General features: G+C 48.8%; 18 protein-coding genes, 1 pseudogene and 1 other annotated feature. Of the genes and pseudogenes, 12 read left to right on the top strand and 7 right to left on the bottom strand.

From position 1 onward, the window contains the following. Window positions 1-457 precede the first annotated feature (457 nt). Window positions 458-2203, bottom strand: coding sequence for an aminodeoxychorismate synthase component I (gene pabB / locus FQV30_RS06430; protein WP_146499272.1), 1746 nt, complete (start codon window positions 2201-2203; stop codon window positions 458-460). Next, window positions 2178-2792 carry an anthranilate synthase component II gene (locus FQV30_RS06435; RefSeq protein ID WP_146499273.1) on the bottom strand — a complete coding sequence of 205 codons (615 nt, stop codon included), beginning with the start codon at window positions 2790-2792 and terminating at the stop codon, window positions 2178-2180. The genes pabB and FQV30_RS06435 overlap by 26 nt, the downstream gene beginning before the upstream one ends. A 198-nt stretch (window positions 2793-2990) precedes the next feature. Here FQV30_RS06435 and FQV30_RS06440 point away from each other — a divergent pair, with 198 nt between their 5' ends. Further along, window positions 2991-4319 (top strand): D-serine ammonia-lyase, encoded by a 1329-nt coding sequence (locus FQV30_RS06440; RefSeq protein WP_146499274.1) that lies wholly within the window; start codon window positions 2991-2993, stop codon window positions 4317-4319. Between the two features lie 165 nt (window positions 4320-4484). On the opposite strand, the gene FQV30_RS06445 is transcribed toward FQV30_RS06440, so the two are convergent. Both FQV30_RS06445 and FQV30_RS06450 read right to left on the bottom strand, forming a co-directional pair. Further along, the gene (locus tag FQV30_RS06445) at window positions 4485-4955 is read right to left on the bottom strand and encodes a plastocyanin/azurin family copper-binding protein (protein WP_146499275.1); all 471 of its coding nucleotides are present in this window, start codon (window positions 4953-4955) and stop codon (window positions 4485-4487) included. Window positions 4956-5227: 272 nt separating this feature from the next. Further along, window positions 5228-5842, bottom strand: coding sequence for a LysE/ArgO family amino acid transporter (locus tag FQV30_RS06450; protein WP_146499276.1), 615 nt, complete (start codon window positions 5840-5842; stop codon window positions 5228-5230). A 213-nt stretch (window positions 5843-6055) separates the two neighbouring features. Then, window positions 6056-6264 (top strand) — a binding site (T-box leader). 45 nt (window positions 6265-6309) lie between these two features. Between FQV30_RS06450 and argS the strand changes: the two genes are divergently transcribed. Continuing rightward, entirely contained in the window at window positions 6310-7998 is a 1689-nt protein-coding gene (argS, locus tag FQV30_RS06455; protein WP_146499277.1) for an arginine--tRNA ligase, read from the top strand. A gap of 84 nt (window positions 7999-8082) precedes the next feature. After that, window positions 8083-8508 (top strand): VOC family protein, encoded by a 426-nt coding sequence (locus FQV30_RS06460; RefSeq protein ID WP_146499278.1) that lies wholly within the window; start codon window positions 8083-8085, stop codon window positions 8506-8508. Window positions 8509-8547: 39 nt separating this feature from the next. Here the strand turns inward: FQV30_RS06460 and FQV30_RS06465 are convergent, their stop codons facing one another. From FQV30_RS06465 to FQV30_RS06475, 3 genes are all read right to left on the bottom strand, one after another. Beyond that, window positions 8548-9225, bottom strand: a complete 678-nt coding sequence (locus FQV30_RS06465; protein WP_146499279.1) for an amino acid ABC transporter permease — start codon at window positions 9223-9225, stop codon at window positions 8548-8550. Between the two features lie 21 nt (window positions 9226-9246). After that, window positions 9247-10095, bottom strand: a complete 849-nt coding sequence (locus tag FQV30_RS06470; RefSeq protein ID WP_146499280.1) for a transporter substrate-binding domain-containing protein — start codon at window positions 10093-10095, stop codon at window positions 9247-9249. Window positions 10096-10302: 207 nt separating this feature from the next. After that, window positions 10303-11967 (bottom strand): Rqc2 family fibronectin-binding protein, encoded by a 1665-nt coding sequence (locus FQV30_RS06475; protein WP_146499281.1) that lies wholly within the window; start codon window positions 11965-11967, stop codon window positions 10303-10305. Window positions 11968-12075: 108 nt separating this feature from the next. Here FQV30_RS06475 and FQV30_RS18350 point away from each other — a divergent pair. From FQV30_RS18350 to FQV30_RS06520, 9 genes and pseudogenes are all read left to right on the top strand, one after another. Continuing rightward, window positions 12076-12338, top strand: a pseudogene (locus FQV30_RS18350) (DUF370 domain-containing protein). Window positions 12339-12361: 23 nt separating this feature from the next. Beyond that, window positions 12362-12982, top strand: coding sequence for a guanylate kinase (gene gmk / locus FQV30_RS06485; protein WP_146499282.1), 621 nt, complete (start codon window positions 12362-12364; stop codon window positions 12980-12982). Then, window positions 12982-13206: a DNA-directed RNA polymerase subunit omega gene (gene rpoZ / locus FQV30_RS06490; protein WP_146495591.1), complete on the top strand. Its 225-nt coding sequence runs from the start codon at window positions 12982-12984 to the stop codon at window positions 13204-13206. The genes gmk and rpoZ overlap by 1 nt, the downstream gene beginning before the upstream one ends. A gap of 74 nt (window positions 13207-13280) precedes the next feature. Next, on the top strand, window positions 13281-14486 hold the full coding sequence (gene coaBC / locus FQV30_RS06495; protein ID WP_146499283.1) for a bifunctional phosphopantothenoylcysteine decarboxylase/phosphopantothenate--cysteine ligase CoaBC: 1206 nt from the start codon (window positions 13281-13283) through the stop codon (window positions 14484-14486). Further along, window positions 14476-16872, top strand: coding sequence for a primosomal protein N' (gene priA, locus FQV30_RS06500; protein WP_146499284.1), 2397 nt, complete (start codon window positions 14476-14478; stop codon window positions 16870-16872). Before coaBC ends, priA begins: the two co-directional genes overlap by 11 nt. Window positions 16873-16890: 18 nt before the next feature. Next, entirely contained in the window at window positions 16891-17415 is a 525-nt protein-coding gene (gene def / locus FQV30_RS06505) for a peptide deformylase (RefSeq protein WP_146499285.1), read from the top strand. Beyond that, entirely contained in the window at window positions 17412-18344 is a 933-nt protein-coding gene (gene fmt / locus FQV30_RS06510; protein ID WP_146499286.1) for a methionyl-tRNA formyltransferase, read from the top strand. Before def ends, fmt begins: the two co-directional genes overlap by 4 nt. Continuing rightward, on the top strand, window positions 18341-19678 hold the full coding sequence (gene rsmB, locus FQV30_RS06515; protein WP_146499287.1) for a 16S rRNA (cytosine(967)-C(5))-methyltransferase RsmB: 1338 nt from the start codon (window positions 18341-18343) through the stop codon (window positions 19676-19678). Before fmt ends, rsmB begins: the two co-directional genes overlap by 4 nt. Window positions 19679-19722: 44 nt before the next feature. Beyond that, the gene (locus FQV30_RS06520; RefSeq protein WP_146499288.1) at window positions 19723-20472 is read left to right on the top strand and encodes a Stp1/IreP family PP2C-type Ser/Thr phosphatase; all 750 of its coding nucleotides are present in this window, start codon (window positions 19723-19725) and stop codon (window positions 20470-20472) included. Window position 20473: the final 1 nt, after the last annotated feature.

Consider the following 20473-nt stretch of genomic DNA (forward strand, 5'->3'; position numbering starts at 1 on the left):
CCTTGTTGAAGCCGTCTCGGCACCATCGCTTCAGGCGGACGCTTTCCGCGGTCTCGCGCCGAACGGACTCGGGACTGGCGTCCGAGATCGCTTCGATGCTTCCTTGCAAACAGTTGGCCGAACTCCCTACGTCCAACTTGATCGCCGCCTTACGCTCCGAAGCCTAAAGCAAAGTGGGAAGACAGTGCATCTTGTATCAGCTGCTTCTGTGGTGGGAGCAACGTTTCGAAATCGTCTTTTAAATTCAAGCAAGAACCCCAACCGGGCCGGTCACGCAGACTCCTGTGGGACCCGCACGAGCTGAAGACCCTGGACTGAGCGCCGTGAAGGAAGCGGCTGAAGCCGTGCCCACGGAAAGCGGAGTGGCCGGTTGGTTTTATGCACGCTTATTCAACAATTCTAGACTTTGCCTGCAGTCCAAAAGCACATGGCCATCATAGGCCATGTGCTTTTTCTATTATTTCAGCAACTCCACTTTCAGCCATCCGCGGACGCCGTTGACCAGCCAGATGGCATCAAAATCAGCAAGCTCTTGTTTAAGGATCCGCCTTTCTTCAATTTTTCCTGCATCAAGCAAGTGCTGGCGGAACGTGCCGGCCAATAATCCGCAAGGGAGGGGAGGGGTATGGAACTCGCCGTCTTTTTCCGCCACCAGGTTGCCTATGGTGAATTCGGTCAGCTCTTCGTTTTCATTCCATAACAAAACGGAAAAAGCTTCCGGAGGAGCGGTTTTTTGATGGGTTTCGTAAACAAGCCGGTGCGTCGTTTTGTGGAACAGGAACGGATCGGTGCTGTCTACAGGGCTAGTTGCAAGTGAACAAAGCACCGGTTCCTCGAGAGGAAAGACCGCTTGTGCTTCGGCAGTTGGCCGGCCTGATTGTTCCATCAGCAGCCGCACTTTGAAAGAGCCGGACGGGTAGCCATTGGCTGTTTTCAGCAGCAGATTTTCTACAGCTTCTTTGTTGAAGGTGAAGTTGAAAAACTCGGCAGAGTCGCGAAGGCGCTCCATATGATAAGAAAGCAACGGGTATTTCCCGTCTTCCAATTTCAGCGATTCCAGCAATTCGAATGCTGGGCGTTTCGCTGACAACACTTGAGCCTTGGTCAGCAGTTCTTCGTATTCGCCTTCTGATGTCGAGTCCCATGTAACACCGCCGCCAACGCCATAGCTTGCGGCATGTTTTTCGCTGTTGACGATGACTGTGCGGATCGGCACGCTGAAAACCGCATTTTTCTCCGGCGTGATAAAGCCGATGGCACCGCAGTATACTTCACGGGGAGTTTGCTCCAATTCGGAAATAAACTCCATCGTGCTGATTTTGGGGGCGCCGGTGATTGAGCCGCAAGGAAACAAAGCCCGGAACCATTCAAAAACAGGCATATCACCGTTTATTTCCGCTTGGACGGTTGATGTTAATTGATGGACCGTCGGATATTGCTCCGCTTCGAACATGCGCGGGACGGTGACGGTTCCGGATTTTGCCAAGCGGCCGATATCATTGCGGAGCAGGTCGACGATCATCAAATTTTCCGCCTGTTCTTTCTCGGAAGCAAGCAGCCGTTCCACATTTTCGCCATCTTCTAGTGTTGTGCGCCCGCGTGCGGCGGTTCCTTTCATCGGTTTAGCGGTGATTTTCTCGCCGTCGATCCGGAAAAACAGCTCCGGCGATGCGGAGAGAATCCGGTGTTTCCCGAGACCCAAATATGCGCTGTAGCCGGATTGCTGGTTCCTTGTGAGCTGCCTGTAAAATGCCCGGTCGCTTCCTTGGAAATCGGCATGCAGGCGTTCGGTGTAATTGACCTGGTAGGTGTGTCCTTCTTCAATGGCTTGTTTGATTTGCTGAATGCCCTTTTTATACTGCGGGATAGAACCCGCCATCATCCAATCGGAAACCGAATAGTCCCCGGCTGCATCAAACTCTTGTCCAGGAAGGTGCGGTTCATCAAATATGCCGAACCACAGTAAAGGAAGATCGGGCTTCGGATGCACTTTCATCTTTGGATTGAAAGCGGGAGCGGCTTCATAGGAGATATAGCCAGCGGCGTAAAAGCCGTCCTTTACCGCTTCTTCAAGAGCGTCCATAACATCAGGAATGTCCTCCAGTTGGGAAGCGGATAAAACTTTGACCGGTTTCGAAAATGCGAGCGGATTCACTGTCCCATTCTCATCCGGGAACTCAAACAACAGATAAGGGTTTTCCATGGTTCGGACCTCCAGCGAATTTCTGTTTCCAAACAACTGCTTGGGCGTATGCATTTTTCAGCATTTCAAACCCATCACGCGTCAAAATGGATTCCGGATGGAATTGAATGCCCGTTACCGGCAGTGTTTTATGCTGCACTGCCATGATAACGCCGTCTTCGGAACGCGCAATGACGGCAAGCGCCGCTGGCAACGCTTCGTCACTGGCGGCAAGCGAATGATAACGGACGACAGGCGTCGGATTCGGAATGCCGGAAAAAATGCCGGATTCGCCATGATCGACAAGTGAAATCTTGCCGTGGACCGGCTGGAGCCCTTTGACTACTGTACCGCCGAAATGCTCCACAATTGTTTGATGGCCAAGGCAGACGCCCAAAATTGGGACAAGGCCGCCAAATGCCCGTAATATTTCCGACTGCCGCGGCTTGCCGGGTCCCGGAGACAGGACGAGCAAGTCAGGGTCCAGCTGTTCGATGGCTGGAGCTGGTAGTTCACCTTCCTGAAAAACCAAAACGTCTGGATCTATTTGCGAAAAATATTGGACTAAATTATAAGTAAACGAGTCGTGGTTATCGATGATGACGATCACTTTAAGCACCTCTTTGAATAAAATATCGAGTAATCTTATTATACTATCTTAAAGCGCAATCCGGTTGAACTAACAACCGGGCAATAAAAGCTTTCCGATGATTCAGGAAGTTGAAATTTTTATTATAGATTGAATAAGTTCATCCAATGTTCGTGTATGATGAAGAAAAAGACGATATCAATTGAAAGGATGAACTCCATGTTATTCGGAAAACAAGAAATGGCAGAATGGCTAAAGCACGAGCCGCTGCTGAAAAAAGTCGCAGATTTGGAACCGGTGGTCTGGCTGAACCCGAAACGGAAGCTCATGGACGGCATAAACTTGCCAATTTCAAGGACAGATATGGAAGAAGCTGAGGCATTATGGCTGCGTTTTGCACCTTTTTTGGCAAATGAGTTCCCAGCGACACAGCAAACAGGCGGAATCGTCGAATCGCCTTTTCGCCCTATCCGGGAAATGAAAAAAGCTCTGAACGGTTATTGCCAGTCGGATATCCAAGGGGATCTTTTTTTGAAATGCGACAATGAGCTGGCGATAGCGGGCTCCATCAAAGCGCGCGGAGGCGTTTACGAAGTGCTGTACCACGCGGAGCAATTGGCGCTGCAGGCAGGGCTGATTTCAAAGGGAGGAAATTACGAGCTTTTTGCAAGTGACGCGTTCAAGTCGTTCTTTAGCCAGTATGCCATCGGTGTCGGCTCGACAGGGAATCTGGGATTGAGCATCGGCATAATCAGCGCAAAGCTGGGGTTTGACGTATCGGTTTACATGTCGGCAGACGCCAAACCTTGGAAAAAGGAGCTGCTGCGCGAAAGGGGGGCGACGGTCCACGAAATCGCAGGTGATTTTGGGGAAGCCATCAAGAAAGGCCGCAATCAGACCCAAGGAAATCCGAACGCTTATTTTATCGATGACGAAAAGTCGAAAGAGCTGTTTCTCGGCTATAGCACAGCTGCTTTTCGGCTTCAGAAGCAGTTGGAAGAACAAAAGGTGGCAGTTGGACAGGACCATCCGCTGTTCGTTTACTTGCCATGCGGCGTCGGCGGCGCTCCGGGCGGAATCACGTTCGGATTAAAGCAGCTTTTCGGCGACCATGTCCATTGCTTTTTTGTTGAGCCGACCCATTCGCCGGCTGTTTTGCTCGGATTGATGACAGGAATGAAAGAAAAGATCTGCGTCCAGGATCTGGGCATCGACAATTGCACTGAAGGCGACGGTCTTGCAGTCGGCAGGCCTTCAAGTTTTGCATCGGGCATCAGCGAACAGCTGATCAGCGGTGTTTACACAATTGAAGACGAGGAGCTGTTCAAACTGTTGGCACTGCTAGCAGACAGTGAAGGTATTTTCGTCGAGCCTTCGGCGGCGGCAGGCTTGTGCGGACCGGCCAAAGTTTTGCAATCTGATTATTGCAGAGCAAATGGAATTGATGCGAAGAATGCTGTTCATATCGTCTGGGCAACAGGCGGGGCACTTGTGCCAAAAGAGGATATGGAGGGGTTCTATAAAAAAGGAAAGGCGCTTTTGGGATAAGAGGGGAGATTACTCAAAACAGTGTTATTTACAGGATTGGCGCCCCGGGGACTTTACAGCCTTATGAGGACTCGATGCTTCTGCAGAACCACTTACTCAGCAAAGCAGCACCGGCAATGTGGAACCAATGCCGGTGCTGCTTTTTGGATGTTTGGGCTATGGCACTTATTTGATGGCTACGTTATGCTGTGCCTGGTCTTGGTTGGTCCATGTGACCGTCGTACCTGGTGCAACGGTAATCGTTTTTTCGCCAAATGCATAGTCGGCAATGTCGACTGCAACTTTCCCGGTTTGCTCTGAACCTTCTTCAACAAGGACTGTCATCTGCATTACGGGATGCGGTTCGCAAAAGATTGAAAACTCGCCCGCCGTGTTGAAAACATAGCTGGTTTCGTCGCCATTTGACAAAAGTTCAGATGCAGCACCGCTTTCAGCTTCAGGCGGACTTTCCTCCACAGCTTCCTCTTCAGTTTTTTCTTCCGCTGCTTCAGCACTTGTTTTTTCCTTCTCAGTCTTTTCTTTTTCTGCAACTGCTGCTTCAGATCCTCCGTCGGCCGTCGGCTGTTCTTCTTGGCCGCAAGCTGCCAGTGACAAAATCCCTGCAGCTATGATCAACCCGAATTTTTTGCTGCCCATATCTTCTCCTCCTCTTTTGTATTCTTTCCTATAGAACGCAGGAAAAGGCAGATTAGATTACTTTCTGCATAAGAAGATTCTTTTTCTTGAAGAATAGAGCCTTTACTGTTGATGATATAAGGTCATCATTAATGATCAAGTTACTCTTTTAAACGGTATATACTGTTTGAATAATGATAAACAAGTATTCCACCTGATTTCTTCCATTCTTTTTGAAGAAGCCGGTTTTGCAAAGGGAAGCCTATTCTTGGAATTGCCGTCTTTCTCTTTGGTCAGTGCGAAAACAATTGAGAGAGGACGAAAAGGGCCATTGCCCAGACGATCAGCGCCGATAGTTGGTTTATCCTTTTCAAAAGCCTGCCGCTTGTATCAAACTGGCCGACTTTCCTTCCTGCAATCGCCAGTGAAAAAAACCAGATCCAAGAGACGCCAATAACCGCCGATGTAAAAAACCATTTCTCCTCCCCGGTATAAACGAGTGAACTTGTGCCGATCACCCCGATGGTATCCATGATGGCATGCGGATTCAGCAAAGAGACGGATGCCGCAAATGTGATTTGCCGTTTGGCAGACAACCGGCTGCTCCGCTGATGGGCGCCCTTTTCAGGAGTTGTCCTCCACATCACCCATCCCATATAGGCTAAAAATAAAAAGCCCACCAGAAACAATGATGTCCTCAACCATTCGAAATTAAGGACGACAACTGATACGCCAGTGACGGCCAAGTAAATGAGCATAGTATCGCAAATGGCAGCTGTCATAATGGCAGGCCATGCGTGGGAGAATTTCCTATGCGCCGCGCCTTGATTGAATATGAATACGTTCTGGACTCCTAATGGCAGGATAAGGCCGAACGCTAATACGATTCCATGAAGTAATGGTTCCACAATTTTTCCTCCTGACATCCACTTGTATTAGGATAAAGAAAAATTACCGATTTGTCTCCAACCAATTGGCTGCCAAACCAACCAATTGGTTTCTGCAACTGTCAAAAGAATAATTTCCTATCGAAGCGAACAACGCAATACCAGTACCGTAACCGATTTTCAAAAAAATATTTTGACATTTTATTTCCATTGGGATAAACTAGCGAAAATACACAAAATTCAGTGAAGAAGAAAGTAGGAAAGAGGACGGCATAAGCGAGCCGGGGATGGTGTGAGCCCGGTGGCCCGCTCTTTGTGAAACGCACTTCTGAGAAGCGGCCTGAACGGTTCAGTAGGGCTTTGCCGGAGAAATCCGTTATCTTTTTTAAGCTGGTCCAGCAATGGACAATCAGAGTGGTACCGCGGGAAATCCCGTCTCTAATATATAGAGACGGGATTTTTTTGGTTCAACAAATGGAGGGGAAAACATGGAGAAGACGATTTATGCAGAAGCGATCAAAGAACAGTCCCGTGGATTTTTAACGATGGACACGGTTATCGGCCTCATCGAAAAACCGAAATTCAAAGGACAAGGGGATATGGCTTTCCCTTGCTTTGCTTTAGCCAAAACGATGCACAAAGCGCCGCAAAAAATTGCTGAAGAAATTGCCGTCAAAATAGAGCATCCATTGTTTGAGAAAGTTGTAGCGGACGGCCCTTATATCAACTGCTTCCTGCAAAAAGAAACTGTCAGCAAAAAGATCGTTGAGGCTGTCTTGGCCAAAGGCTCCTCATATGGATCCCATTCTTTTGGGAAAGGGAAAAGCATCGCCATCGATTTTTCTTCCCCGAACATTGCCAAACCGTTTTCGATGGGTCACCTGCGTTCGACCGTCATCGGCAATTCACTCGCCCACATTGCGGAAAAATGCGGCTATACAGCGGTCCGCATCAATCATTTGGGCGATTGGGGAACGCAGTTCGGCAAATTGATAGCCGCTTATCGGCTTTGGGGCAATGAAGAAGATGTGCGGAAAGCTCCAATCAAAGAATTGCTTGCCCTATATGTCAAATTCCATAAAGAAGCGGAAAAGGATCCAAGCTTGAACGAGGCAGGTCGCCTCTGGTTCAAAAAACTTGAAGAAGGAAACGAAGAGGCGAAGAGGTTATGGAAGTGGTTCCGTGATGAATCGCTTCAAGAATTCTCGAAAATATACGGATTATTAGGTGTGGAGTTTGATTCGACCGCCGGCGAAGCATTCTACAACGACAAAATGGAACGGGCACTCGAACTGCTGGATGAACGGAACTTGCTGGCTTCTTCACAAGGGGCGGAAGTTGTAGACTTGGAGGAATCCGGATTGCCTCCGATGCTGGCAAAGAAAAGCGACGGAGCCACATTGTACGCTACGCGGGATCTTGCAGCTGCTCTTTACCGGCAGGAGCAATACGGATTTTCAAAAGCCTGGTATGTGGTCGGTTTTGAGCAAACGCTCCATTTCAAACAATTGTTCTTAGTGCTCCAGAAAATGGGCTTCGATTGGGCACAGGAGATGATCCATATCCCATTCGGATTTGTCCTGAAGGGCGGGAAAAAAATGTCTACCCGGAAAGGGGAGGTCGTCTTGCTTGAAGAAGTACTGTCAGAAGCAATTCGGCTGGCCGAGAGGAACATTGAAGAGAAAAATTCTTTTTTGGCAGACAAACAACAAGTGGCCCGAATGGTCGGTGTAGGGGCGGTAATTTTCCATGATTTAAAAAACGACAGGCAGACCAATGTGGAATTCTCACTGGAGGATATGCTGAAATTTGAAGGGACAACCGGTCCTTACGTCCAGTACACCCATGCACGGGCTTGTTCGGTTCTGAGAAAGTCTTCTATCGAAATAGATGCAGGGGCTTCAAAAGGTCTGGCGGATGAAGCAAGCTGGGCCGTGGCAAAACTGCTCATGGAATTCCCGTCCATCACCGAAAAAAGCTTCCATCAAAATGAACCATCAGCCATTGCCAAATACGTGCTGGAGCTGTCCCAGGAATTCAATAAGTATTACAGCCAGGTCAAGATATTAGCGGACGATGCGGAGCAGGAAAGCAGGCTCGCGCTTGTCAAAGCCGTAACGATTGTTCTTTCGGAAGGCTTAAGGCTGCTTGGGATGAAAGCGCCAAGTGAAATGTGAAAAATAACTTGGCTGTTTGCAGGACTCTCTATAAGTAAAGCGAATTAGTAGAGGGTCATACAAAACTGGAATGGAGGAGAACCCATGGCCCTGCAAGCAAAAGAGATGTATGTCAACTTGCCGGTAAAAGACTTGGACAAATCAGTCGGATTTTTCAGGAAGTTGGGATTTGATTTTCACCCCGAAATGACAGATGAAAATGCGTCATGCATGATTGTCGGCGAAAACATCTTCGTCATGCTGTTGACTGAACCGTTCTTCCAAACCTTCACCAAAAAAGAGCTCACGGATGCGACAAAAAACGCAGAAGTCATTGTGGCAATTTCCGCAGACAGCCGGCAAAGCGTCAACGATATCGTCAACAAAGCGCTGGAGGCCGGCGGATCGGCAATGAACGATCCGATGGACAACGAGTATATGTACGCCTGGAGCTTCCAGGATCTTGACGGGCATTTATGGGAAGTCATGGCGATGCCGGAAAATGACGATTTGGATAAAAGCAGCACTTGAAAGAAAAAAAGCTTGAGGAGAAATTCCTCAAGCTTTTTCTTATAGATAATCGGCATAACGCTTTTCAAGATAATTCTGCAGCAGGGTCATAACCGAGCAGATCGCCCAGTAGATGAGCGCCACCAAAATCAGCAATGTCAGCAAATCATATTCACGCGCCCCGACAATGCGGGCTTTTTGGAAAATTTCCGGGACAGTGATCATCGCGGCCAGTGATGAAGCTTTGATCAAATCCAAATAAACATTCGACAAGGGCGGCACGGCAATGCGGATTGACTGCGGCAGGATGATGCGGCGCATCGTTTGCCAATAAGTCATGCCAAGAGCTTTCGACGATTCCCATTGGCCTTTATCGACCGATGCCAAGGATGAACGGAATACTTCCGCAATATACGCTGCGCTGTTGATTGAAAAGCCGATCAGAGCCGCTTGCACAGCTGTGAATTCTATGCCGATGACCGGCAGCGCAAAATACAGCAAAAACAAAATGACCAAAATCGGAACGCCGCGCATAAACGAAATGTACAAACGGGCTGGCCATTCAAGCGCTTTATAAGGTGCGGTGCGCGCCAGTGCGAGGAAAAACCCGATCACGATGCCGACGGCCATGCTGACGATGGAAATCAGCAATGTATACCAAATTCCTTCCATGACATACCAAAATGATTCGATAGCTAATGCGGGGTCAAACAGCAAACCCCATTCTATGTCATTCATGGACGACCCTCCAATTCTGTTTTATTCCATATCCGGTTTTTCGGAAACATCGGCACCCGCAAAAAATTCAGCGGAAATTTCAGAGATGGTGCCATCCGCGAGCATTTCCTTCAGGACCCGATCGACATTTTCCGCAAGTTCTTTGTTGTCTTTGTTCATGACAAGCCCGACTTCCGAGGGGCTGTATTTGATGTCCGGATGAATGGTGATGTTCAATTCCGGGAAGGCTGCAACACCAAAAGTGGACAAGTAATAGTCATTCAAAATAACATCCGTCCGCCCGATAGAGACGTCGCGCAAATATACTTCGTTTGATGCGTTGTCATATGTCACTTCTTCTGCCCCGTAGCTGCGGGCAATTTCCATATAAATCGATGTGGAAACGCCGGCAGCTTTTTTGCCTTTGATGTCTTCTAATGTTTTAATGCCGGACAAGTCGTCTTTGCGTACAACTGCAGTGCCATAAGAATATTTGATTGGTGTTGAGAAGGCGAAGTTGTCTTTCCGGTCTTCCGTGATTTCTATGTCGTTTGCGGCCATATCGATTTGGCCGGTGGAAACGCTTGTAAGCATCTCGTCAAATCCGAGTTCTGTGAATTCGATTTCCAAATCCAAACGTTTGCCGATTTCACGGACAACTTCAACTTCAAAGCCGGTCAATTCATCCGTTTCCGCATCATGAAAAGAAGTGGCAAGCAGCGTTCCTGAAGTCGCGACTTTCATTGAGCCTTGCTCCTGGATTTCGTCCCAGGCAGTCTTCGGCTCCTCGGCTGTTTCTGATGAATCGCTGTTGCCGCAAGCGGAAAGCAATAAAACGGAAATGGCGCTTGATGCCATAAATAGTTTTTGTTTCGAAAAAAGTTTTTTCATTATAAACCTCCAAATTAGTTAGTCCTTTAAAAAGATAGCATCTTGGGCTCTATAGGGCAATAAAATGTTATAGGATTAATAGGGTTTAGAAATAATATAGATATTATGTTAATAAATTGATTTAGGGATGATTCTTACACAGACGGAAGGATGGTCTGCAGAAAAAGAACAGCCGGAAAGCATGGATGCTTTCCGGCTGTAAACCTCTTACTTTTTTAATTTGATGACCAAATCTTCATCCGGCGTCACAAAAAGGGTTTTTTGTTCAAAATAAATGACAAACCCAGGTTTTGAGCCATTCGGCTTTTTCACCTGACGGGCTTCGGTGTAATCGACGGGGACAGAAGATGACTCGCGCGCTTTGCTGAAGTAAGCAGCGATAGAGGCGGCTTCGAGAAGCGTCGTTTCATCCGGTTCATTGTCATGGATAATGACGTGAGAGCCCGGAATATCTTTTGTATGGAGCCATGTATCTGATTTGGCGGCTACTTTGAATGTCACATAATCGTTTTGTTTGTTGTTTTTGCCTACGGAAATCGGTATCCCGGTGCTTGAAACGTACGATTCAACGGATGGTTTTACCGGTTTTTTCTTTTTCTTCGACTTTTGCGCTTTCATAAAACCTTGTTCCGCCAATTCTTCTCGGATTTCCTCAATATCGGAAATGCCGGCCTGCTGGACTTGCTGCATGAGCGTTTCGAAATACTCGATGTCTTCGATTGTTTTTTCAATTTGTTCCCGTGTTTTTACAAGCGCCGTTTTTGCTTTCTGGTAGCGCGAATAATAACGCTGGGAGTTCTCGATCGGAGTCTTCCGCGGGTCGAGCGCAATCGTCACTTTTTCATCGGTATAGTAATTGTCCACTTCGATTTCTTTCATGCCTTTTGTAATGCGATGCAGATTTGCCATGATCAGTTCGCCGTTCAATTGGAGCAGATCGCGTTTTTCAGCCTGGTCCTGTTCCTTCTGCAATTTCTTCAGCTTCAGCTTCAGCTTTGCAATTTCATTTTGCAGCCAGCGTTCCAAGTCTCCGGCCTGCTGTTTGACTCGGTCGCGTTCTGCTTTGGCAAAGTACATGCGGTCTAGCAGTTCGCCAAGTGTCGGGAATGTCATTTCTTCGCTGCCAAGATGAGACAACTCTGTAGCGGAAAAATAACTTTTGCCGTCCTGTTCAACGTAATGGCCTGCTGGATTTGCTGAAAGGAAATCATCAAGGAATTGCTGGGCGGCCGCAGTCCTATCAGAGGCGTCTTTCATGCGGAAATGAAGTTCCCGGGCATTGAGCGGGGAGAAGCCTGCAAACGTCCCGACAAGCTCTTTTTCATCCAGGCCGGCTAGTCCGCCAATGGACTGGAAAGGATCTTTCTTCCCCTGGGAAGGCGGAAACACATACGGCTGCCCGGGAAGAACCGTACGGTACGAATTGACGCTTGGCGGCAAATGCTTCAAGCTGTCCAGAATCATCATCCGCTGTGAATCGACCAATATCACGTTCGAATGGCGGCCCATGATTTCCACATGGAGTTCCCGTTCAATATCGTCTCCGATTTCGTTTTTCGATCTTATTTTCAGGATGATGAGCCGGTCCATTTCGTGCTGGGTCACTTCTGTAATGACGCCGCCTTCGATATGTTTGCGGAGCAGCATGCAAAACATCGGCGGTTCGGACGGATTGATGTTGGCCATCGCGGTCAAGTGGACCCGTGAATAGGACGGATGGATTGAAATCAATAATTTATGATTGTGGCCTTGTGCACGAATATGCAGCAGCAGTTCTAGCTGGTTGGGCTGATGAACTTTTGAGATCCTGCCCGACACGAGACTTTGGAGTTCCCGTGTCATTGCTTTTGTAAATAATCCATCAAATGCCATGAAAAAATCCCTCTTTCAAATCGTTTTGTTCCATCTTATCATTTTCCCGGTGTATTATGATATAATAAGACAGTTAGTTAGAAAACGAAGAAGAATGGTCAGTTGCAGATGGCGGTGGTTCAGGCGGAAAAAGCGGTGAAGTTCATTTCTATCGGCGGCAGCAGTGCTGTTTCCGCGAATCGGATCGTCTCTAATGTCACTCCAGATTCCGCGCCGGCCAAGCGACTGATCTAGGAAGCCCGCAACAAAGGGCTGCTCGTCGATGCCGCTGCCGGGAAAACACCAAGTCCGTTTTTATTTTGGACAGTGACCATGCGGTGATCTCCTCGGCGTCTGCCGAGACAGCAATTGCATGCGGTGAAGAAAAATGATGCTGAGATGAATGAGGGATAAAATGAGAAAACAACGCGGACTGCTGATAGTTCTATCAGGGCCTTCGGGTGTTGGAAAAGGCACAGTAAGAAAAGAGCTGTTTTCACAGCCAAATACAAATTATGAATATTCCATTTCGATGACGACAAGATTGCCGCGCGAAGGCGAAGTCGACGAAGTCGATTATTTTTTCAAGACGCGAAGCGAATTCGAGGAACTGATCGAACAGGATCAATTGCTGGAATGGGCTGAGTTTGTCGGCAATTATTACGGGACTCCGCTGGAATACGTCAATAAGATGCGGGATGCCGGCCGTGATGTGTTTTTGGAGATCGAGGTTCAAGGGGCAGCGCAAGTCCGCGCGAAAGTTCCCGATGGCTTGTTCATTTTCTTGGCGCCTCCGAGTTTGACCGATCTGGAAGCGCGCCTGGTCGGCCGCGGCACTGAAACAGATGAAGTGATCGCTTCGCGGCTTCAAGCCGCACGCCAAGAGTTGGAAATGATGAACTTATACGATTATGTAGTGGAGAACGATTTGGTTGAACATGCGTGCGAACGCATCAACGCAATTATCATCGCGGAACATTGCAAGCGTGAACGTGTTGAAAAACGATATTTTGATATGCTAAAGGAGAATGTCTAATGTTATACCCATCCGTTGATAAACTGAAAAGCCAGATTGATTCGAAATACTCGCTGGTGGCGCTAGCTTCAAAACGCGCCCGCCAATTGCACGAACATGGCGACGAAAGACTTCACCGCTATGTTTCTACAAAATCAGTCGGCAAAGCGCTTGAAGAAGTGGCAGCCGGTGTTTTGCAGAAAGAAGACCAAGATGCATCTGCTATCTACGAAGACGAAATTTAACCATTAATCGCAACAGACGACTCCCAGAGCAAACTTGTTCTTTGGGAGTTTGTTGTTTAGAAAGGGTGTTTAGGTTGTTGGCGAATCGTAAAATTCTATTGTGTGTAAGCGGAGGAATCGCCGTTTACAAAGCGGTTGCGCTTGTCAGCAAACTGTCTCAGGCAGGAGCTGCCGTCAAAGTGATCATGACCCAGTCAGCGACAAATTTTGTCCAGCCGCTGACTTTTCAAGTGATGTCGAGAAACGACGTCTATTTTGATACATTCGATGAAAAAGACTCTTCCGTCATCGCCCATATCGACTTGGCGGACTGGGCGGACCTCATAATCGTAGCGCCGGCTACGGCTAATGTAATCGGCAAGTTGGCAAACGGCATCGGGGACGATATGGTGACCACGACATTGCTTGCCGCTACCGCCCCGATCTGGATCGCTCCGGCGATGAACGTCCATATGTACGACCATCCGGCAGTAAAGCGCAACATCCAGCGTCTGCATGAAGACGGCATCCGGTTTATCGAACCGTCCGAAGGGTTTTTAGCTTGCGGTTATGTCGGGAAAGGGCGCTTGGAAGAGCCGGAAAAAATCACCGCTCTAGTTGCGGATTATTTCTCGAAGCCAAAAAGTTTAACAGGGAAAAAAGTGGTAGTAACTGCTGGCCCGACCCGGGAGCGCATCGACCCTGTCCGTTTTTTGACGAACTTTTCCAGCGGTAAAATGGGGTATGCCATGGCACAGGCAGCAGCTGAAATGGGAGCTGAAACAATTCTGATCAGCGGACCGGTTTCGCTGCCGGCGCCAAGCGGCGTCCGGCGGATTTCAGTGGAAAGCGCGGAAGAAATGCTGAATGCGGTAAAAGCGGAGTACGCGTCAGCGGATATAGTCATAAAAACCGCGGCAGTAGCCGATTATCGGCCAATTTTTGTCGAATCGCAGAAGATGAAGAAAAAAGAAGGCGGAGCGGCGATTGAACTTGAGCGGACGGTTGATATCCTGCAGACCTTGGGGCAGGAGAAAGCCCATCAATTGCTCATCGGTTTCGCAGCAGAAACCAATGATGTCGCCCATTACGCAAAAGAGAAGCTGCAGCGGAAAAACGCGGACTATATTATTGCCAATGATGTGAGCGAAGCGCAAGCCGGTTTTGAATCGGACACCAACCGTGTTACCGTCTACGGAAAAGCAGATTTTGAGTATTCTTTCGATATGATGCCGAAGGCTGAATTGGCTCGCCGCTTGCTGGAATTGATAATGGAAAGGGAAGTTTTGCATGATCGCTGAAGTTATTGTCGATGTAGCAGCCCACCCAATCGACCGGCCATTTGATTATGCGATACCGAAACATCTGGAAGTGTTGGCAGAACCCGGCATGCGCGTCAAAGTCCCATTTGGCAACCGCAAAGTGCTTGGGTTTATTACGCATTTAAAAGAAACATCGGAATTTGATCCGGCCCGCCTGAAGCCGGTCCATGAGTTGATGGATGTTGTGCCGGTATTGAACAAGGAAATGCTCCAGATGGCTAAATGGATGAAAGAACAAACCGTCTGTTTTGAAATTGACGCTTTGAAAGTGATGATTCCGGCTGCTCTGCGCGCAAAATACGAAAAACGTTTCGTGCTGAATGCGCCTCTTGAAGAATTGCCGAAACTGCTGCAGCCCCATTTTAAAAACAAACCATTTTTGCGGGACCAGGAGGCGGTCGAGCTGTACGCTTTGCTGAAAAAAGAGATGGCGAACGGCACGATTGTGGCCGACACGGATATTTCCCAGCAAACCGCCGTTAAGAAAGTGAAAATGGTCCATATTACGGAATCGCTTGAAAAGCTGGAAGGAGTCGCTGTTCGCGCCAATGCCAAACAGCAATTAAAGCTTTTGGCGTTTTTCAAAAACAATCCTGGGCGGTCAATCGAGGCATCCCAGCTTCAAAGAGAAGCCGGCGTGACGCTGCCTACTGTCTATAGCTTAGTGGAAAGAGGCTTGGCGGAGATTTCTAATATGGAATCCTACCGGGACCCGAGCCTTTTATCTGCCATTGAGAAAAAAGGTTCCTTGCAGCTGACGGACGCCCAGCAAACGGCGTTTGATGCGATCGAGGCGTCTCTTAACCGGGCAAAAACGTTCTTGCTTCATGGCATTACAGGAAGCGGGAAAACGGAAATTTACTTGCAGACGATCGACCAAGTGCTGAAAGAAGGAAAAGAAGCCATCATGCTTGTGCCGGAAATTTCATTGACGCCGCAAATGACGGTCCGTTTTAAAGAACGGTTCGGGGATATGGTGGCGGTCCTCCACAGCGGCTTGTCCGCTGGAGAAAAGTATGATGAATGGCGAAAAATCCAGCGCCATGAAGTGAAAGTGGTGGTTGGAGCCAGATCGGCCATCTTTGCGCCTTTTGAGAACTTGGGATTGATCATTTTGGATGAAGAGCACGAATCCAGCTATAAACAGGACGACTCGCCGCGCTACCATGCGCGGGATATGGCTATCTGGCGGAGCGAATACCATAATTGCCCGGTTATTTTAGGCAGTGCGACCCCGTCGCTGGAATCGTATGCCCGTGCACAGAAAGGCGTTTATGAACTGCTTGTGCTGGAGCACCGCGCGAAAAACCAGCCGCTTCCGACAGTCGAGATTGTCGATATGCGGGAAGAGCTCAGAAGAGGCAACCGGTCGATGTTTTCCGTGCAATTGGCAGATGCCATCCGCGAACGCCTTGAACGAAAAGAGCAAGTTGTGCTGTTTTTGAACAAACGCGGTTATTCTTCGTTTGTTTTATGCCGTGACTGCGGCACCGTCATGCAATGCCCGAATTGCGACATCTCCCTTACGTATCACCGCTCGAGCGAATTGATGAAATGCCATTATTGCGGCTATGATGAGCCGGTTCCGCACACATGTCCGGAATGTACGAGCGAACACATCCGCTTTTTCGGGACTGGGACGCAAAAAGTCGAAGAAGAACTGGCTAAAGTTGTCCCAGGCGCACGAGTGCTTCGCATGGATGTCGATACCACACGCAATAAAGGGGCGCACGAAAAAATCCTGAGCGCTTTTGGCGAAGGGAAAGCCGATATTCTCTTAGGCACCCAGATGATCGCCAAAGGCCTTGATTTCCCCAATATTACTTTGGTGGGCGTATTGTCGGCAGATACCACGCTGCATTTGCCGGATTTCCGGGCAGCTGAAAAGACCTACCAACTGCTGACGCAAGTCAGCGGCCGCGCCGGGCGGGACAAGCTGCCCGGCAGCGTGTATGTCCAATCGTATACACCGGAGCATTACGCGATCACGCTTGCGAAAGACCAATTGTATGAACCATTTTACGAGCAGGAAATGGCGATGCGCAGAGCAAGCGGCTACCCGCCGTATTACTATGTGGTCAATATTCAGTTCACGCATGAGGACTTGATGACCGTCGCCGGCTACGCGGAACAGACAGTGCGCTATTTGTCGGGCCAGCTGTCTCCGAACACCTTGATCATCGGGCCATCAGCCTCGCTCATAGCCCGTGTGAACAATAGATATCGCTATCAATGTCTGATAAAATACAAAAAAGAACCGAAACTTGCTGAAGTCATGCAACAACTGATCAAGATCTATCGGACCGAGTGGATCAAAAAAGGCGCCACTTTGTCGATCGATATGAACCCAACTTCAGTGATGTAAAAGAAATGGGGATTAATAATGGCAATTCTAGATATAGTAAAACATCCGAACGCAGTATTGGAGCAAAAATGTGAAACAGTCACCAAATTCGATAAAAAGCTTGGCGCCTTGTTGGATGATATGCACGACACCATGGTAGCTAATGACGGGGTCGGCATTGCGGCTCCCCAAGTCGGAAAAGCGATCCGTGTGGCTATCGTCGATTTCGGTGAAGGGCAAGAACCGATTGAAATGGTCAATCCGGAATTGGTTCTATATGAAGGAATGGATACAGATGTTGAAGGCTGCTTGAGCTTCCCGGGGATTTTCGGGGAAGTCGAACGCCATGACCATGTGAAGATCAAAGCGCAAGAACGTGACGGTTCTTGGTATGAGCTGGAAGCGGAAGGCTATGAAGCCCGGGCTATTCTGCATGAAATGGACCACTTGGACGGAGTTCTGTTCACTAGCAAAATAACCAAATATGTAACACAAGAAGAATTGGATGCAATGATCGCGGAAGCTGAGGCCCAAGCGCGCGCCGAAGAGGAGGAACAGGTTTGACGAAAATCGTCTTTATGGGGACTCCAGCATTTTCAGCGCCGATTTTGCGCATGCTGGTTGAAGAAGGCTATGAAGTAATTTCAGTCGTCACTCAACCGGATCGTCCGGTCGGCCGCAAAAAAGTGCTGACGCAGACACCGGTAAAAGAAGAGGCGATTCGCCTCGGCTTGCCGGTTTATCAGCCTGAAAAGCTAAAAAATCCGGAAGAATTGCAAGTGGTGCTTGATATGGAGCCTGATCTTGTCATTACGGCAGCATTCGGCCAGATTTTGCCGACGGCATTGCTGGAGGCGCCGAAGCTCGGTGCCATCAACGTCCACGCTTCACTGCTTCCGGCATACCGCGGAGGTGCACCAATCCACCAAGCCATCATCGATGGACAAAAAGAAACCGGCGTTACGATCATGTATATGGTCGACCGGTTGGATGCCGGAGACATCATTTCCCAAACGGCTGTCCCGATCGGAAAACAGGACCATACCGGAACCATGTTCGATAAATTGAGCGCTGCAGGAACCGAATTGCTCAAAGCTACGCTGCCTTCCATCATCGCCGGCACGAACGAGCGGATTTCTCAAAACGAAGAGCAAGTGACGTATGCACGCAACATTTCACGCGAGCAAGAACGCATAGACTGGTCGAAGCCGGCTTTGGCCATATACAACCAAGTGCGCGGCCTTCATCCTTGGCCCGTCGCCTATACCGCATACAATGAAGCGAATGTGAAAATCTGGTGGGCGGAAGAACGTTCGTCCGGTAAAACCGGGAAACCTGGCGAAGTGCTTGAATTGGCGGATGACGCCATTTTGGTTCAGACGGGGGATGGGGTTCTGGCCATCACAGAATTGCAGCCGGCCGGCAAAAAACGCATGGCGGCAAAAGATTATTTAAAAGGACCTAAAATCCAGGCAGGAGATTACTTCCAATGAAAAACAAAAAACTTCAAGGCAATGTACGGGATGCGGCATTTTCGATCCTTTGGGCTGTTGAAAACAAGCAGGCATACAGCAACCTGCTCTTGAACCAAACCATCCAAAGCTACGGCATCGCGGACAAGAACAAAGGCTTGCTGACAGAAATCACTTACGGCACACTCCAGCATCAAATGACGCTCGATTTTTATTTGGAGCCCTATCTGAAGGGCAAAATCGAACCGTGGGTGAAAACGTTGCTTCGCTTGTCGCTTTACCAGATTGTCTATCTGGACCGGATCCCATCCCATGCAGTTGTGCATGAAGCGGTCGAAATCGCAAAACGCCGAGGGCATGGAGGAGTTGCATCTGTCGTCAATGGCGTTCTCCGCTCCATCCAGCGGAACGGTGTCCGTTCGTTCAACACAATCAGCGACCCGATTGAAAAAATCTCTATTGAAACGAGCCATCCGGCATGGATGATCAAACGCTGGTCCGAACAGTTCGGAATGGAAAAAGCCCGCGAAATGGCATTGGAAAACAATAAAATTCCGGCTCAGACCGTACGCGTCAATACTGTAAAAGCGACGGTCGAGGAAGTGATTGAAATGCTTGAATCGGAAGGGCTGGAAGCGGCGCGCAGCAGCCTGGTTCCGGAATGCCTCGTCATAACAAACGGCCAGCCGGCGCGGAGCACCACATTCGAAAAAGGCTTTATCACCATACAAGACGAAAGCTCCATGCTTCCTGTTTACGGACTCCAGTTGAAACCGGGCATGAAGGTGCTGGACATGTGTGCAGCACCAGGCGGCAAAACGACGCATATTGCCGAGAAAATGAACAATCAAGGGTCGCTGCTTGCGATGGACCTTCACCAGCACAAAGTCAAACTGATCGACGAAACAGCGGACCGCCTCGGCCATACCATCATTGAAACGGCGGTTGGCGACAGCAAAGAAAGCGCCGGGCGTTTCGGCACAGAGCAGTTTGACCGTATTTTGGTTGATGCACCGTGCAGCGGCCTTGGGGTCATCAAACGCAAACCGGATATCAAATACACAAAAAAAGAAGAAGATTTTGCCCGCCTTCAGGAAATTCAATATGCGCTGCTTGGCCAAGCTGCGCAATTGCTGAAAAAAGACGGGATTGTGGTATACAGCACCTGCACCGTTGATGCAGTGGAAAATAGAGGGACTGCAGAACGCTTTTTGAAGGAGCATCCTGAAATGGAAAAAATCCAAGTTGCATTGCCGGAAGCGCTCGGCAAGAAAAATAGCGGATTTGTCCAGATTTTTCCCCAGGATTTTGGAAGCGACGGCTTTTTCATTGCCGCATTCCGTAAAAAAGCCTAAGCAGCACGAACGGCAGCTAAAGAACAGAATTGAGGTGTGAGGATTTGTTTCAGTATGTTATAGAAACTGATACCGGGAAAAAACGCGAAATCAACGAAGACCGCGTGGCCGTCCTGAAAAGGCCGGAAGGATTGCTGCTGGTCTTGGTTGCAGATGGAATGGGCGGGCATAATGCCGGAGACGTAGCGAGCGAGATGACCGTCAATTCGCTAAGCACGCTTTTTTTGGAAGAAAGGGCGGAAGCTTTTTCTTCCATTGAAAGCAAAAAAGAATGGCTTTCCGAACATATTCAAAATGTAAACAAGGAAGTTTACGAATATGCCGGGAACAATCCAGCGTGCAAAGGCATGGGCACGACTTTGATTGCCGCGCTGATCGATGATGCGGGGTGCGTAATGTGCCATATCGGAGACAGCCGAGCTTACGTGATTGATGGAACGGTTGAACAGCTGACACGCGACCACTCATATGTGAATGTGCTGATCGACAGCGGTGAAATCAGTGAAGAAGAAGCGGAAGACCACCCGAAGAAAAACTGGATCGTCAAAGCGCTTGGGACGGAGCCGGGCATCGAAGGCGAGTTTCTCCACTTTCCACTTGCTCCTCCGCTGTATTTATTGATCTGTTCCGACGGATTAAGCAATAAGGTGACAAAAGAAGACATTGCTGCGATTGTCTGCTCGCCGATGCCGCTTTCCAAAAAAGGTGAAGAGCTTGTGAAGCTCGCAAACCACCTTGGAGGAGAGGACAATATTTCATTTGTTCTTTTATCCTCACTGGTTGAGGAGGTGTAGC

It is taken from the genome of Planomicrobium sp. CPCC 101110, from assembly GCF_007859395.1.
Classification (GTDB): Bacteria; Bacillota; Bacilli; order Bacillales_A; family Planococcaceae; genus Planococcus.